Consider the following 15,284-nt stretch of genomic DNA (forward strand, 5'->3'; position numbering starts at 1 on the left):
AGTCTCATTGGAGCGGAGGGCGTCATGTCGCACCGCAGTCGTCTCTCGGGCCTCCTCATCGATTGTGAGACGGGGGACTTGCTCTCCGCCGCCACCTTCTGGAGTCAGGCGCTGGGGCTCACCGTGGGGGCGCACGAAGTCTCGGACACCTCCGAGTACGTGGGTCTCGAGGGCACCCCGGCGGGGTTGAACGTCGGGCTGCAGCGCGTCACGCACCCCTCCCGTGTCCACCTGGACATCGAGGCGGACGACCAGGACGCGGAGGCCGCGCGCCTGGAGGCCCTGGGGGCGAAGCGCATTGGCTGGGTGAAGCGCTGGTGGGTCATGGAGGCGCCCACGGGCCATCGCTTCTGCATCGTGAAGATGGACAAGCCGGACGAAGGCCCGCCGCCGACCGTCTGGGAGTGAGGACGTCATGGCGCACCGCAGCCGCTTGATGGGCATCGTCATCGATTGTGAGACCGGGGACCTGGATGCCGCGGCGACCTTCTGGGGCAAGGCCCTGGGGTTGCCCCAGGGCACGCCCTACACGGACGAGGGGGCCCGCTACGTGGACATGGGCCACGTCCCGGGAGGGCCGCACGTGGAGGTGCAGCAAGTCACGCACCCCTCCCGTGTCCACCTGGACATCGAGGCGGATGACCAGGACGCGGAGGCCGCTCGGCTGGAGGCCCTGGGGGCGAAGCGCATCGCGTGGGTTCGGCGCTGGTGGGTGATGGAGGCGCCCACCGGACAGCGCTTCTGCATCGTGAGGATGAAGAACCCGGACGTGGGGCCGCCGCCGACCGTCTGGACGTGAGGCGGACTAGCGACCTTCGTGGAGCCGCGACCGGAGGCGCCGGAGCCCCTCGTCGATGCGCTCCACCGTCACGCCGCCGTAGCCCAGCACCCAGCCATGACGGGTGGGCGCGCCCATGAAGTAGCGCGAGAGTGACTCCACGCCGACGCCCGCCGCGTGCGCCTTCTGGGTGAGCTCCTTCTCCAGCCTCGCGCCGCCCCGCGTGAAGGTGGCGCACAGGTGCAGGCCGGCGACGGAGGGGAGCAGCTCGAGCGTGTCCGCGAAGTGGCGCGCGAGGCCCTCGGACAGTCGGGTGTGACGCTGCTCGTACTCGCGCCGCGTCTTGCGCACGTGTCGGGCCAGCGCGCCCGTGTCGATGAAGCGCGCCAGGGCGCCCTGCGCGGGCAGCTGGCTGTGCCAGTCCGTCACCTGCTTGGCCAGCCGCAGCTCCCGCTGGAGTGACGGTGGCGCGACGAGGAAGCCCAGCCGCAGCGCGGGCAACAGCACCTTGGAGAACGAGCCGACGTAGAGCACGCGGCCCGAGCGGTCCAGTCCGTGGAGCGTCTCCAGCGGCCTGCCTCCGAAACGGAACTCGCTGTCGTAGTCGTCCTCGATGACCACCGCGTCGCGGCGTCGCGCCCAGTCGAGCAGCGCCTTTCGACGCGCTGGCGACATGACGATGCCCAGCGGGAACTGGTGGGACGGGGTGACATAGACGGCGCGCGCGTCGTCCGGCAGGCGGCTCACGTCGAGCCCCTCCGCGTCCACGGGCACCGGCACCACCTTCGCCCCGAGCGACTGGAACAACGCACGCGCGGGTGGATACCCCGGCTCCTCCATGGCGACGCCATCTCCCGGCGCCAGCAGCACCCGGCCGACCAGGTCCAGGGCCTGCTGCGCGCCGTGGGTGATGAGCACGTCGGACGCCTCCGCGCTCACGCCTCGCGAGACACCCAGGTGCCGGGCCACCGCCTCACGCAGCTCGGGATGCCCGGCCGGGTCCGCGTACGCGGGGCTCACCGCGGAGGCGCGCCACTGCCGGGCCATCAGCCGGCGCCAGGCGTCGAAGGGGAACAGCGACGCATCCGGGTAGCCCACCCGGAAGTCATACGGCGTCTGGGGCACGGGCACGGGGGGCGCGGGCAGTTCGCTCCAGACCGCGCGAGGCCGCGGCTTCACGCCTGGAGTCGCCCTCGCACGGGCGCCGCCACGCTCCCGAGGGGTGTTCTGGATGAAGCTGCCCGCGCGGCCCCGGCTCACGAGCAGGCCCTCGGCCATCAACCACTCGTAGGCCACGCTCACCGTGTTGCGGGAGATGCCCAACCGCCGGGCCAGCTCCCGCGAGGGAGGCACCTGCTCGCCGTCTCGCAGCCGTCCGTCGAGGACCCGCGCGCGCAGGCCCCGGTAGACCTGCCCCGCCAGGTCCCTGCGCTCCGTCAGGTCGACATGCAGGTCCATGGCCCGGACCTACCACGGATTGGCCCAATGAGATTCGTCAATCCTGGCCCCGTGGAAGGGCCAGGGAAGGAGCACCCTGTCGGCACTTCCTCAAGGAGACCTCATGAGCCCCACGCCCTCTTCCTCGTACGCCTCGCAGCCGGTCCATGCCGAGCGCATGCCCTGGATTCCCATGACCTCCCCGGGCCTCTCCTTCAAGCCGCTGCGCTTCTACAAGGACGGCGCGGGCTGGATGTACCTCTTCCGCCTGGAGCCCGGCACCGTCATCCCCCTGCACCGCCACACCGGCGAGGCGCACGCCTACAACCTCTCCGGCTCCCGCGAGTTGATGGACACGGGGGAGGTGATTGGCCCGGGCGGCTACGTCTACGAGCCGGCCGGCAACGTCGACACCTGGCGGGTGACGGGCACCGAGCCGCTCGTGCTGCTCATCAACACGCGCGGCGGAATCGAGTACCTGACGGCGGACGGCCAGGTCTCCCGGCGCGTCATGCCCGCGGACCGGCTGGAGTTCTACCGCCAGTGGTGCGAGGCGAACGGCCAGGAGTTCCTGGCCACCCTGGAGTGACGACGCGGCCCTTCAGTGCCGCAGGTGGGCCTGCACCGTGTCCACCACCTCATCGCCCTCGCCGTTGAGGACGAGCTTCGTCATGGCCAGCGCGAAGCCCGCCGCCTGCTTGACGGTGACGCGAGGCGGGAGCGAGAGCGCGTGCGGGTCCGTCACCACGTCGACCAGCGCGGGGCCCGGGTGCGCGAGCGCGCGCTCGAAGGCGCCCCGGATGTCCTCGGGCGCCTCCACGCGCTGGCCCATGACGCCCACCGCCTCCGCCAGCTTCGCGAAGTTGGGGTTCACCAGGTCCGTCTGCGTGTCCGGGTAGCCCGACACCTGCATCTCCAGCTTCACCATGCCCAGCGAGCTGTTGTTGAAGATGACGACCTTCACGGGCAGCTCGTACTGGGCCAGCGTGAGGAAGTCCCCCATCAACATCGCGAAGCCGCCGTCGCCGGACATGGAGATGACCTGTCGGCCCGGGTACAGGAGCTGCGCGCCGATGGCCTGGGGCAGCGCGTTGGCCATGGAGCCGTGGGTGAAGGAGCCGATGATGCGCCGCTCGGCCGTCGCGTGGAGGTAGCGGGCCGACCACACGTTGCACATGCCCGTGTCCACGGTGAAGACGGCGTCCTCGGCGGCCACCTCGTCCAGCACCGACGCCACCAGCTCCGGATGCAGCGGGCGGTGCGAGCCGACGTTGCGCACGTGCGTGTCCAGCTTGCGCCGCGCCTTGGCCAGCTCCTCCAGCGCGCTCTCCAGGTGCCGCCGGTCCTCCTTCTGCTCCACGCGGGGCAGCAGCGCGCGCAGCGTCTCGCGCACGTCGCCGCAGACGCCCAGGTCCAACCGCGAGCGACGCCCCAGGTGCTCCGGCCGCACGTCGACCTGGGCAATCTGCGGTTTGACGGGCATGAACGCGTCGTAGGGGAAGTCCGTGCCCAAGAGCAGCAGGACGTCGCAGGCGTGCATGGCCTCGTACGCGGCGCCGAAGCCGAGCAGGCCCGTCATGCCGACGTCATAGGGGTTGTCGTAGGACACCCACTCCTTGCCCCGGTACGCGTGGCCCACGGGCGACTGGAGCCGCTTCGCCAGCGCCAGCACCTCCGCGTGGGCGCCCCGGCAGCCGCTGCCGCAGAACACCGTCACGCGCGAGGCGGAGTTGAGCAGCTGGGCGAGCCGGTCCAGCTCCGCGTCGGCCGGGCGCACCACGGGGCGCTCGGTGGCGAAGGTGGAGGGCACGTCCTCGCCGGCCTCGAGCGCGGCCACGTCCCCGGGCACCACCACCGCGGACACGCCGCCCTTCGCGAGCGCTGTCTGCGCGGCGAGCCGGAACAGGCGCGGGGCCTGCTTGGGGTTGGCCACCATCTCGCAGAAGTGGCTGCACTCGCGGAAGAGCAGCTCCGGGTGCGTCTCCTGGAAGTAGGACGTGCCAATCTGCTCGCTGGGGATGTGCGAGACGAGCGCGAGCACGGGCGCGTAGCTGCGGTGCGCGTCGTAGAGGCCATTGATGAGGTGCAGGTGGCCGGGGCCGCAGCTGCCCGCGCACACCGCCAGCTTGCCGCTCAGCTGGGCCTCGGCGGACGCGGCGAAGGCCCCTGCTTCTTCGTGGCGCACGTGGACCCAGCGCAGCTTCCCGTCGCTGCGGCGCACGGCATCGGTGATGGGGTTGAGGCTGTCGCCCACGACGCCGTAGATGCGCTCGGCCCCCGCCTCGATGAGCACACGAACGAGCGCTTCCGCCACGGTGAGAGAGCTCATGGGCCCAAAGGTGGGCGGAGTGACAGCGGGGGACAACCCAGGGGAGCGGGGTGACGAGCGCTCCCGTGGGTGTGGGGCGTGGGAGCGTGCTCCCGCCGCCGAGGACGCGGGGCTACTCGAAACAGCTGTTCGCGATTTCGCGCAGCTCCACGATGCCCCAGTCGCTCATGGGACACATGTGGGCATATTCGAGCGCCTCGTCGCGGCTCTTGCAGTTGAGCAGGAAGAAGCCGCCGATGATCTCCTTCGACTCGGTGAAGGGGCCATCGCTCACCTTCCGCCGCCCCTCGATGCTCTCGATGCGGATGGCGTTGTCATCCGGCTTGAGGGCCTCTCCGGCGACGAGCACGCCCTTGTCCTGGAGCGTCTTCTGGAAGGCCATCATCCGTGCGTAGGCCTTCTGGCCCTCCTCGAGCGGCCGTTCCTGTCGCTTCCCTGGAGCCTCCATCATCAGCAGCATGAAAGACATCGCGCTCCCTCCTTTTTGGGACGGCGATACTACGACGTGGCCGTGACACGTCGTCGAGGGGACGTGGGTGCGAGTTGCTCGGTCCTGGTCGCTCGCGAACCAACGCCACGGTGTGATTTCCGCGCGGACGGACGCGCGCGTGTTGCGTGTCCGCTTTCCGACGGGTGTGGAATGCGCTCCGCACCGTGGGTAAGGGTTGACCGCGCGAGTCGGAGAGGGGAGCTTGCGGTGCGATGAGCGCCGGCCCCGACTTGTTCTCCGCCTCCGTGGATGTGAACCGCTTCGCGCCGCTCGCAGAGCGGATGCGGCCGCGCACGCCCGACGACTTCATCGGGCAGGCGCACCTGTTGGGCCCCGGAGGTCCGCTGCGTGGGCTGATGGAGCGCAAGCAGCTGGTGTCCTCGCTCTTCTGGGGCCCGCCCGGCGTGGGCAAGACGACGCTGGCGCGGATGCTGGCGTCCAACGTGGACGCGGAGCTGGTCATCCTGTCGGCGGTGTCGGACGGAATCCCGCGCATCCGCGAGGTGGTGGCGGAGGCCGAGCGCGCGCGCAACCAGTACTCGCGTCGCACGGTGCTCTTCGTGGACGAAATCCACCGCTGGGCGAAGAACGTCCAGGAGCAGGCGCTGCCCCACGTGGAGAGCGGGCTGTTCATCCTGCTGGGCGCCACGACGGAGAACGTCAGCTTCGAGGTGCGGCCCGCGCTCGTCAGCCGGTGTCGCGTCTTCCAGCTCCAGGAACTGACGCTCGCGGACATCCAGGGCGCGCTGCGTCGGGCGCTCACCGATGAGAAGCGCGGGCTGGGAAAGCGTCAGCTGACGGTGGGGGAGGAGGCGCTGTCGCTGCTCGCCCGGGGCGGCGCGGGGGACGTGCGCAAGGCGCTGGGCGCGCTGGAGATGGCGGCGGGGCTGACGGCGGACGGCGGTGAAATCACCGTGGACGTCGCGCGCGAGTCGGTGGGCGTGGGCCTGTCCCGCCACGACAAGGATGGGGACCAGCACTTCGATTTGCTCAGCGCGCTGCAGAAGTCCTGCCGGGGCTCCAACGCGCAGGGCGCCATCTTCTGGGCGGCGAAGCTGCTGCAGACCGGCGACGTGGTGTCGCTGTGGCGCAGGCTCAAGGTCATCGCGGTGGAGGACGTGGGCATGGCCATGCCGGAGGCCATCACCATCGTCCGCGCGTGCGAGGAGGGCTTCCACTCCACGGGCATGCCGGAGGGGCGGCTGTTCGTCGCGCACGCCGTCATCACCCTGGCCACGGCGCGCAAGAGCAACCGCGCCTATGCCGCCATGAACGCGGCCATGGAGGCGCTGGAGGCGAACCCCAACGTGGGGCCTCCGCTGAACCTGCGCAACGCGCCCACGGATTTGCTCAAGGAGCTGGGGCACGGCAAGGGCTACCAGCCGCCGTGGGACTTCAAGGACCACTACGCGCCAGGGCAGACGTACCTGCCGCCGCCGCTGGAGCGCTCCGTCTTCTATCGCCCGAGCAAGGAAGGCTACGAGGCGGAGGTCCATGAGCGAATGACGCACTGGTGGCGCGAGGACAAGGCGAGCAAGGGCGAGTAGCTCTCAGCCCTCGCGTCGCTGGACCCGGCGCCGCCTCGCGAGGTGGTGCTCCCTGTCACCCACACGCTCCCAGGGCCACGGCGGCGCGGGCTGGGGATGTCCCTCCTGTCGGAGGACGTGTCTCTCCAGTTCATCGACGAGCCAGTAGTCGCACCGCCCGCTCAGCCACGCGTCCGTCAGTCGCGAGAGGTCCTCGGGAGTGCCCAGGCGATTGAGCGCCCACGCGGCCTCGGTCGCCTCGGGGCGCGGCGTGGGCGCCACGTACCCGTCATCCTCCTGGGAGATGGGAGGCGTCCGCAGGGCCTGGTACAGCGCCTCGCGGCTCCCCTCGGCGTCGACCACGCCGAGCCATCGCACGGCGGTGTCGCGCTCCGGTGCCTCGGCATCCAGCGCCGTGTGACGCAGTGACTCCAGCCACCCGGTGGCACCTTCGCGCACGAGCCCCGCCGCCGCGCGCAGCCTCACCTCCGGCCGGTCCGAGCGCGCGAGGGACTCGAGCCTGTCCCTCCAGCCCGCGCCGGACTCACCCAGGCCGAGGAGCCCCTCCAGGGCATGGGCCTGCCCGCGAGGGTCCTCGTCGCGCAGCCAGCGCAGGAACAGCGCGCGGTCCTCGGGGATGGGGCGCAGCGACGCCCGGCGCAGTCCCTCCCGTGAGAGGGGCAGGTTCTCCACATGGTGCGAGGCCGCGAGGGTCCACCGGCTGGCGACCTCGCGGTCCGCGTCGAAGAGCGCCGCGAGGAGCGGGAGTCGCGCCTCGACGTGCAGCTCGAACGAGCAGAGCATCGAGTACAGCAGGGGTCGCGCCTTCTTCCAGGTGCCCAGCAGCGCCACGGCCTCCGCGTGGTTCACGGGAGGCTCGACGATGAGCCGGCCCGCCGTGCAGGACAGGCTGTCCACGCGGATGACCTCGCGCAGCACGCGCGACAGGCCGTCCTCGCCGAGCTCCGCCACCAGGGCCTCCGCGGGGAGCAGCAGCGCCTCCACGGCGCGGCGCCGCAGCTCGGGGGAGGACGTCAGGAGCCGCACCTGCTCGTCGGGCGACAGCTCCGGAAGCACGTGCCACTTCAGGTTGTTCGTCGGCCAGTGACGGGCCCACGCGGCGAGGACGTCCCACACTCCCGGCCGATGCCGATGGACGAGCGAGACGAGCCCGTTCTCCTCCGCGCTTCGGTCCCCCTGGGTGGCGAGGACGTGGCGGTCCTCGTCCCACCATCGCTGGAACAGCCACTCCTGGAGCCGGGGCGTGAGGGCACCCGGGCGCAGGTTCCGGAGGAGGGAGGCGCGACGCTCCGGCGGCTCGGCGCTCAGGACCTCCCTCGCGAGCGTCTCCGCGTCCTCGTCGAGCCCCGCTTCGAAGAGCACGCACGTCAGGGGGAAGGTGGGGTGGGGTGGCTCGGGGGGCGTCCTCCCCGTGAGCCGGGACAGCGCCTCGGTGGACAACTTCAACCAGGGCGGGCGCCATCGGCCGGCCAGGGGGACGGCCTCCCGCGCTTCGTAGGGCTCGCGAGCGTCCAGCAGCAGCTCACGCAGGTCGCCCGCATGGCGTCCCGAGGTGTCGAGCTGGCCGAGCAGGTGGACCGCGCGGGCGCGCAGCCACGTGTCGGCGCGGGGCGAGGACTGGAGGAGGCAGACGAGCTGCGCGCAGAGGCTCTCGCGCGAGGACCACACCACGGTGGGAACGGAAACCACGTCGGACGCCGCGTTGGGACCGGGGGGCGAGGCCGGCTGCGTGGTTGCAGAAGTCTTGGGAAAGCTAGCCCGGCGACATCCTCGTCGTCCACCGACACGCGACTCGCGGGTCGACCTTGCATCGTGAAGCGAGGGTGCTCTAGTCCGCGCCGTGACGTCCCCCGAGAAACACCGCGCCATCGAAGCCGTGTGGCGGATTGAATCCGCGCGACTCATCGCCGGCCTGACGCGCATGGTGCGCGACGTCGGGCTCGCGGAGGAGCTGGCGCAGGACGCCCTGGTCGCGGCGATGGAGCGCTGGCCCGACAGCGGCATCCCGGACAACCCGGGCGCTTGGTTGATGGCGACCGCCAAGCGCCGCGCCATCGACGAGCTGCGTCGGGGCAAGCGCGTCGAGCGCAAGCACGAGGAGCTGGGGCACGAGCTGGAGTCGGACCAGGCCCACGGGCAACCGGACCTGGACACGGCGCTCGACAACGACGTGGGCGATGACCTGCTGCGGCTGATGTTCATCGCCTGCCATCCCATCCTCTCCACGGAGGCGCGCGTCGCGCTCACGCTCCGGCTGCTCGGTGGACTGACGACGGAGGAGATTGCCCGCGCGTTCCTGGTGCCCGGTCCCACCGTCGCGCAGCGCATCGTCCGCGCCAAGCGCACGCTGGCCGAGGAGAAGGTGCCCTTCGAGCTGCCTCATGGCGAGGAACTCGCGGCGCGGCTGTCGTCGGTGCTGGAGGTCATCTACCTCGTCTTCAACGAGGGTTACTCCGCGACGGCGGGCGATGACTGGATGCGGCCGGAGCTGTGCGCGGACGCGCTGCGGCTGGGGCGCATCCTCGCCGAGCTCGCGCCCCTGGAGCCGGAGGTGCACGGCCTGGTCGCGCTGATGGAGATTCAAGCGTCGCGCTCGCGGGCGCGCGTGGGTCCTTCCGGGGAGCCGGTGCTGCTGCTCGAGCAGAACCGGGGCCTGTGGGACCCGTTGCTGATTCGCCGAGGGCTCGCGGCGCTGGAGCGCGCGGAGAAGCTGGGCGGGGCGCAGGGGCCCTACGCGCTGCAGGCCGCGCTCGCCGCCTGTCACGCGCGGGCGCGCAAGGCGGAGGAGACCGACTGGGCGCGCATCGCGTCGCTGTATGGCGTGCTGGTGCGGCTGTCGCCCTCGCCCGTGGTGGAGCTCAACCGCGCGGTGGCGCTGTCCATGGCCTATGGCCCCGCGGCGGGGCTGGCGGTGGTGGACACGCTCACGTCGGAGCCCACGCTCGCGCACTACCACCTGCTGCCGAGCGTGCGCGGGGATTTGCTGCGCAAGCTGGGGCGCTTCGACGAGGCGCGCAAGGAGTTCGAGCGGGCGGCCTCGCTCACCCGGAACGCCCGCGAGCAGGCGCTGCTCCTCGAGCGCGCCCAGGACTGCACCCGCGGCAGGGCGTGAACGGGCGGAGCCAGTCCCGCGGGAATCTTCCGCGCTCCATGCAGCGCAAGCGTCGACCAGCGAGCGTCCGTGCTCGCGGGGAGGGGGCACCGCGGGCCTGGTGCACGCGTGCGGGGTGGACCTGTGCCGGGATGGTCTACCCTGCGCGCATGTGCCGGAACATCAAGCCCCTCTTCAACTTCACCCCGCCCTCCACGGATGACGACATCCGCGCGGCGGCGCTCCAATTCGTCCGGAAGATCGCCGGGACTCGCAAGCCGTCGAAGCAGAACACGGACGCGTTCGACGTCGCCGTCGAGGAGATCTACCAGAGCTCGAAGCGGATGCTGGACGGGCTGGTGGCCACGACACCGCCGAGAGACAGGGTGCGGTTCGAGGCACTCAAGCGCCTGCGCTACAAGAAGGCCGCCGACGCGGGCTGAGGCCCCGGGCGCCCCGACGCGCTGACCGACTGTTCCCACGCAGTGCACACACGGCGCGCGGTGCCGAGGTGGCCCGTCGTGCCCTGGAGGTCGTCCGATGAAGCGGTCCCCGTGGTGGTCCGTCGTTGGCTGTCTCTCCTCCGTCCTGTCCTTCGGCGCGGGCTGTGGCGCCGAAGCCCCCCAGGACACCCAGGCCCCGGAGCAATCCACCGCGGCCCTGGCGTGCTCCACGCGCATCACCTACGGCGACCGCTGGATTCATCCCGCCAACCACCCGAACCCGTACGACGTGGCCTCGGACCTGGTGACGTGGGATGGCGTCTGCGTCAACGAGGGCACCAACTCCTACGCGGTGCTCTCCAACGGCTGGAAGCCGTACTTCACCGGCAACAACGCCTGTGTGCTCGCGCTGGACACGGACTGTCCCGGGGCCTCCGCGTGCGCGACGCGCGTCACCTACGGCGCGGCGTGGATCCACCCGGCGAACCACCCCGCGCAGCACGACGACACCGGCGGGCGCGTGTTCTGGGATCGCGCGTGTGTGAATGCGCCGCCCAACTCCTACGCGGTGCTGTCGAACGGGTGGGGGCCGTACTTCACCGGCGCCAACGCCTGCGGCATCTCCTTGCGCTACACGGGCTGCGGCGGGCTCTACCAGAACCCCGTCGTCCCCACGGACTGCGCGGATCCGGGCGTCATCCACGACGGCACGCGCTACGTGGCGGCGTGCACCTCCGGCGGCGCGGCCAGCGCCTTCCCGCTGCGCGTCTCCACCGATTTGGTGACGTGGACGAGCGCGGGTTCCATCTTCCCCTCGGGCACGCGTCCGTCCTGGGCCACCGGTGACTTCTGGGCGCCCGAAATCCACCGCGTGGGCGGCCGCTTCATCGCGTACTACACGGCGCGACACTCGAGCGGGAAGCTGGCCATCGGCGCGGCCACGGCCTCGAGCGCGCTCGGTCCCTTCACCGACTTGGGCCGGCCCCTCATCCTGGACGCCGGCATGGGGATGATCGACGCGACGTTCTTCGCGGACGCCGCGGGCACGGGCTACCTGGTGTGGAAGGCGGACGGCAACGCGGTGGGCCAGCCCACGCCCATCTACGGGCAGGCGCTCTCCGCGGATGGTCTGTCGCTGGTCGGCACGCGCCGCACGCTCATCACCAACGACCTGGGCTGGGAGGGCGGCGTGGTGGAGGCGCCGTGGGTCGTCGCCCGCGGCGGTTACTACTACCTCTTCTACAGTGGTAACGCGTACTACAACAGCACCTATGCCGTGGGAGTGGCCCGCGCGACGAGCCCCCTGGGGCCGTACACCAAGGCGGGCGCGCCGATTCTGGCGACGGGGGGAGGCTGGGTGGGACCGGGCCACAACTCGGTGGTCAACGGGCCGGGCGGAGACACGTACATGGTCTACCACGCCTGGAACGCGGCCCACACCGCGCGGGTCATGCTGGTGGACGCCATCACCTGGCCCAACGGCTGGCCCGCGGTGCCGGAGGCGCCCTCGGCGGGCTCACGTCCCCAGCCGTAGCGGAGGAGGTCCTCGGGGGGCACGGTGCTCGTCCGTGCCCCCGGCGGACGTCAGGGCGTCCCGGTGGATGCCTGGAGCGAGGGCTCCGGAGCGTCGAACTTCTGCGGCCCCAGGGCGGAGCGCTGGAACCAACCGGCGAGCCCGAGCAGCACGAGTCCGGAGGTGCGCAGCGTGCGCAGCAGCTCCGCCCCCAGCGCCTCGTCACCCGGCAGGAGCGCCGCCAGCCACACGCGCGCGTCGTAGAGCAGCCACGTGGCGCCCGACAGGCCCATGGCCCACCACACCCAGGCGAGCTTGCCGCCGCGCAGCATGTACGCGACGCGCAGGATGGGGGCGACCAGGAAGATGGTCGTCATGTCCGCCAGCGTGGAGGCCAGGCTGATGATGGCCGACGGCGCCAGGCTCTGGCCGGACACCAGGTTGCGCACCTCGGTGACCAGTGACGGCACCCCGACGGCCAGCGCCGCCAGCGCCGTCACCGCCCACAGCGCGCGCGAGCGCGGGCTGGACGGAGGCTGCAGACCGGACTGCTGATAGGTCATGGCCAGCAGGACGAGCGCGTACGTGGTGGCGATGTTGGCCAGCACGACGACGACCATCCGGTACGGCAACAGCGGCGATGCCGTGAAGGGCACGTCCGGCACGGTGTGCAGCCAGTAGCTGCGCAGCGCCGCGCTCACCAGCGACAGCGCGGCACCCGCCGTGAGCCCGCCCCAGACCTTGCGCAGGTAGTCCCCGGAGACGAACGCGCTGGCCGCCGCGAGCGTGCCGCCCACCGCGAGCAGCCCGCTCAACCACCCGGCCACGTCGTGCACCAGCCCCAGCTTCGCCGGCTCGGAGCTCGCCACCGCGAACAGGTGCGCGGCCTGGAGCACCACGACGGCGCCGAACCAGGGCGCCACGGACGAGGAACGCGAGGACGCCGTCATCGCGCCTTCTCCAGCGACGTGGCGATCTCCGCCAGGATGACCTTGGCGTGCAGCGCGCCAATGAACGTGTTGAGCATCGGCTTGAGGCCTTCGAGCAGTTGCGGCAGGTCCTGGGGGGTGACCTGCTCGGGCGGACGCTTGAGGGCGCGCAACGCGGCCGTGTGGATGGCCATCTTGGCGGTGAAGCCTCCGAGCAGGGGTTCGAGGTGACGCACGAGAATGTCGTGCCAGCCGGCGGGGGCGGTCTGGGAGGACGGGTTCAGAATCGCGAACGCTCCTGTTGGGGAGGCCCACGCTAGAGCGATTTCTCAAGACATACGAGAGGCCCGTCTGCCCATCACGTCGATTGATACTCGTTCCGCAAGGAATTCCGGGAGCCCCTGTCTTTGTCGAGACGACAGGTGTAGGGGCCGGAGACCGGGCGTGCAGCCTGCCCGGCCGCCGGGCGAACAGGTGCGCCGGCGGCGGGCGTCAGGCGGGTGTCAGGCCTTGATGTAGCGCTCGAACACTGCGCCGAAGTCCTTCACCCAGTACTTCTGCTGGGCGCCGGTGAGCCAGGCGAAGGCGGCCTGGTTGAGCTCCTTGAAGGACTCGACGACGGGCGCGCCGCTGGCCGCGCCGCGGCCGAGCGTGGTGGAGGCGACATCCAGGCTCGTCTTGGCATGGGCGAGCGACAGCTCGTTCTCGTGCTGCATCTCCGCGATGCGGAACAGGGCCTTGTAGAGGTCCTTCACCTGCTCCAGCTGCTTCTTGTGCACGTCGATGGAGTAGTCCCGGTTGCCCAGACGGAACTTGATCTCCACGTCCATGTCGATGGTGCCGGCCGTCTCCAGCATGACGTTGGAGATGGGATTGGCGGCGTACGTGAAGCGGCGCAGCATGCGCTTCTTGCTGGCGGCGCTGGTGCCGTCCAGGTGGATGAGCGCCCTGTTCGTGAAGCAGTACTCGTCGGACTTGGACTTGATGAGGAAGAAGATCTTCTCCTGGTCCTCGTGATTCACATAGTCGTCCGAGTCGACCTTGTCGTAGTCGGCCGGAGCGATGACCGAGCCGACGTCACTGAGGCCGAGTGCGTCCGCGGCGAGCTTCCCGAACATGCTGTGTCTCCCTGTGTGTACCGCCGGGCCCCCAAGGCCCGGCGGGAGCATAGGGGAGAGCCCCTCACAGGTCGAAGCGAATCCCCTGCGCCAGGGGCAGCGCGTCCGAGTAGTTCAGCGTGTTGGTCTGCCGCCGCATATACGCCTTCCACGCGTCGGAGCCGGACTCGCGGCCGCCGCCGGTGTCCTTTTCACCCCCGAAGGCGCCGCCAATCTCCGCGCCGGACGTGCCGATGTTGACGTTGGCGATGCCGCAGTCGGAGCCGGAGGCGGACAGGAAGCGCTCGGCGACCTGCAAGTCCTTGGTGAACACCGACGAGGACAAGCCCTGGGGCACGCCGTTCTGGATGACGATGGCCTCCTCGAGCGTGCGGTAGGGCAGCACGTAGAGGATGGGCGCGAAGGTCTCCTCCTGGACCCACGCGTCGGTGGGCTTCACGTCGGTGACGAGCGTGGGCTGCACGTAGTGGCCGGGGCGCTCCAGCGCCTTGCCGCCGCTCACCACGCGGGCCCCCGCGGCGCGCGCCTGGTCGAGCGTGGCCTCGAAGCGCTTCACCGCGGCCCGGTCGATGAGCGGGCCCATCAGCGTGCCGGCCTCCAGCGGGTCTCCGATGCGCTTCTCCACCTGGGCGTAGGCGCTGGCGAGCTTGCCCAGCACGTCGTCGAGGATGGACGCGTGGACGATGAGCCGGCGCGTGGTGGTGCAGCGCTGGCCCGCGGTGCCCACCGCGCCGAAGACGATGGCGGGGATGGCCAGCTTCAGGTCCGCGGTGGCGTCCACGATGATGGCGTTGTTGCCGCCGAGCTCCAGCAGGCTGCGGCCCAGCCGCTGCGCCACGCGCACGCCCACCTGGCGGCCGACGGCGGACGAGCCGGTGAAGCTCACCAGCGCGACGCGCGCGTCGTCCACCAGCCGCTCGGCGCGCGCGGTGCCCGCGGCGTTGAGCAGGAAGAACACCTCCGGGAAGCCGCCGGCCTTCAGCGCCGCGTTGCAGATGCGCGTGGCGGCGATGGACGTCAGCGGCGTCTTGGGCGAGGGCTTCCAGATGGACACGTCGCCGCACACCGCGGCGATGAACGCGTTCCAGGACCAGACGGCCACCGGGAAGTTGAACGCGCTGATGATGCCGACGAGGCCCAGCGGGTGCCACTGCTCGTACATGCGGTGGCCGGGGCGCTCGGAGTGCATCGTCAGGCCGTAGAGCATGCGCGACTGGCCGACGGCGAAGTCGGCGATGTCGATCATCTCCTGCACCTCGCCGTCGCCCTCCGCCTTCACCTTGCCCATCTCCAGCGACACGAGCGAGCCGAGCGCGTCCTTGTGGCGACGCAGCGCCTCGCCGCACAGGCGGATGGCCTCGCCCCGGCGCGGCGCGGGCAGCGCCCTCCACGCGACGAAGGCCTGGGCGGCCGCGTGCATCAGCCGCTCGTACTCGTCCGCCGTCGCCGACGACACGGTGGCGAGCTTCGCTCCGTTGGAGGGGTTGAAGACCTCCAGCAGGGGCTCGGAGCGGGAGTCCGCCCACTCGCCGTTGCCGAGGTAGCTGCCGGGGTTGTGCTCGCCGAGGCCGAGCGCGTCGAGAATGGGATGGAGCATGGCGTTGGGGTG

At 71.0% G+C, this 15,284-nt stretch carries 15 protein-coding genes; 7 read left to right on the forward strand and 8 right to left on the reverse strand.

The annotated features are described in order from the left end of the window. Nucleotides 1-24: 24 nt before the first annotated feature. Together LXT21_RS21295 and LXT21_RS21300 are read left to right on the forward strand one after the other, a co-directional pair. Nucleotides 25-408, forward strand: coding sequence for a VOC family protein (locus tag LXT21_RS21295; RefSeq protein ID WP_254039981.1), 384 nt, complete (start codon nucleotides 25-27; stop codon nucleotides 406-408). Nucleotides 409-415: 7 nt separating this feature from the next. Then, nucleotides 416-799 (forward strand): VOC family protein, encoded by a 384-nt coding sequence (locus tag LXT21_RS21300; RefSeq protein WP_254039982.1) that lies wholly within the window; start codon nucleotides 416-418, stop codon nucleotides 797-799. Between the two features lie 6 nt (nucleotides 800-805). Here the strand turns inward: LXT21_RS21300 and pdxR are convergent, their stop codons facing one another. Next, nucleotides 806-2,236, reverse strand: coding sequence for a MocR-like pyridoxine biosynthesis transcription factor PdxR (pdxR, locus tag LXT21_RS21305; RefSeq protein WP_254039983.1), 1,431 nt, complete (start codon nucleotides 2,234-2,236; stop codon nucleotides 806-808). Between the two features lie 103 nt (nucleotides 2,237-2,339). Between pdxR and LXT21_RS21310 the strand changes: the two genes are divergently transcribed. Beyond that, nucleotides 2,340-2,804: a cupin domain-containing protein gene (locus LXT21_RS21310; RefSeq protein ID WP_254039984.1), complete on the forward strand. Its 465-nt coding sequence runs from the start codon at nucleotides 2,340-2,342 to the stop codon at nucleotides 2,802-2,804. Between the two features lie 12 nt (nucleotides 2,805-2,816). Here LXT21_RS21310 and LXT21_RS21315 read toward each other — a convergent pair whose 3' ends face one another. Both LXT21_RS21315 and LXT21_RS21320 read right to left on the reverse strand, forming a co-directional pair. Continuing rightward, nucleotides 2,817-4,544 (reverse strand): pyruvate dehydrogenase, encoded by a 1,728-nt coding sequence (locus LXT21_RS21315; RefSeq protein WP_254039985.1) that lies wholly within the window; start codon nucleotides 4,542-4,544, stop codon nucleotides 2,817-2,819. A 112-nt stretch (nucleotides 4,545-4,656) separates the two neighbouring features. Further along, nucleotides 4,657-5,013 carry a YciI family protein gene (locus tag LXT21_RS21320; RefSeq protein WP_254039986.1) on the reverse strand — a complete coding sequence of 119 codons (357 nt, stop codon included), beginning with the start codon at nucleotides 5,011-5,013 and terminating at the stop codon, nucleotides 4,657-4,659. Between the two features lie 233 nt (nucleotides 5,014-5,246). Here LXT21_RS21320 and LXT21_RS21325 point away from each other — a divergent pair, with 233 nt between their 5' ends. Then, on the forward strand, nucleotides 5,247-6,581 hold the full coding sequence (locus tag LXT21_RS21325; RefSeq protein ID WP_254039987.1) for a replication-associated recombination protein A: 1,335 nt from the start codon (nucleotides 5,247-5,249) through the stop codon (nucleotides 6,579-6,581). Between the two features lie 3 nt (nucleotides 6,582-6,584). Here LXT21_RS21325 and LXT21_RS21330 read toward each other — a convergent pair whose 3' ends face one another. Then, on the reverse strand, nucleotides 6,585-8,270 hold the full coding sequence (locus LXT21_RS21330; RefSeq protein ID WP_254039988.1) for a hypothetical protein: 1,686 nt from the start codon (nucleotides 8,268-8,270) through the stop codon (nucleotides 6,585-6,587). A 151-nt stretch (nucleotides 8,271-8,421) separates the two neighbouring features. Between LXT21_RS21330 and LXT21_RS21335 the strand changes: the two genes are divergently transcribed. The 3 genes from LXT21_RS21335 to LXT21_RS21345 all read left to right on the forward strand — a co-directional run bounded on the left by LXT21_RS21335 (nucleotide 8,422) and on the right by LXT21_RS21345 (nucleotide 11,649). Then, nucleotides 8,422-9,693, forward strand: coding sequence for an RNA polymerase sigma factor (locus LXT21_RS21335; protein ID WP_254039989.1), 1,272 nt, complete (start codon nucleotides 8,422-8,424; stop codon nucleotides 9,691-9,693). Nucleotides 9,694-9,842: 149 nt separating this feature from the next. Then, nucleotides 9,843-10,115, forward strand: coding sequence for a DUF2277 domain-containing protein (locus LXT21_RS21340; protein WP_254040129.1), 273 nt, complete (start codon nucleotides 9,843-9,845; stop codon nucleotides 10,113-10,115). Between the two features lie 97 nt (nucleotides 10,116-10,212). Then, nucleotides 10,213-11,649, forward strand: a complete 1,437-nt coding sequence (locus LXT21_RS21345; RefSeq protein WP_254039990.1) for a glycoside hydrolase family 43 protein — start codon at nucleotides 10,213-10,215, stop codon at nucleotides 11,647-11,649. A gap of 50 nt (nucleotides 11,650-11,699) precedes the next feature. On the opposite strand, the gene LXT21_RS21350 is transcribed toward LXT21_RS21345, so the two are convergent. From LXT21_RS21350 to amaB, 4 genes are all read right to left on the reverse strand, one after another. Then, nucleotides 11,700-12,578 carry a hypothetical protein gene (locus LXT21_RS21350; RefSeq protein WP_254039991.1) on the reverse strand — a complete coding sequence of 293 codons (879 nt, stop codon included), beginning with the start codon at nucleotides 12,576-12,578 and terminating at the stop codon, nucleotides 11,700-11,702. After that, nucleotides 12,575-12,793, reverse strand: a complete 219-nt coding sequence (locus tag LXT21_RS21355) for a hypothetical protein (protein ID WP_141331497.1) — start codon at nucleotides 12,791-12,793, stop codon at nucleotides 12,575-12,577. The genes LXT21_RS21350 and LXT21_RS21355 overlap by 4 nt, the downstream gene beginning before the upstream one ends. A 267-nt stretch (nucleotides 12,794-13,060) precedes the next feature. Further along, nucleotides 13,061-13,675 carry a PH domain-containing protein gene (locus tag LXT21_RS21360; RefSeq protein ID WP_254039992.1) on the reverse strand — a complete coding sequence of 205 codons (615 nt, stop codon included), beginning with the start codon at nucleotides 13,673-13,675 and terminating at the stop codon, nucleotides 13,061-13,063. 64 nt (nucleotides 13,676-13,739) lie between these two features. Then, on the reverse strand, nucleotides 13,740-15,272 hold the full coding sequence (amaB, locus tag LXT21_RS21365) for an L-piperidine-6-carboxylate dehydrogenase (protein ID WP_254039993.1): 1,533 nt from the start codon (nucleotides 15,270-15,272) through the stop codon (nucleotides 13,740-13,742). Between the last annotated feature and the right edge of the window lie 12 nt (nucleotides 15,273-15,284).

The organism is Myxococcus guangdongensis (assembly GCF_024198255.1).
GTDB classification, from domain to species: Bacteria; Myxococcota; Myxococcia; order Myxococcales; family Myxococcaceae; genus Myxococcus; species Myxococcus guangdongensis.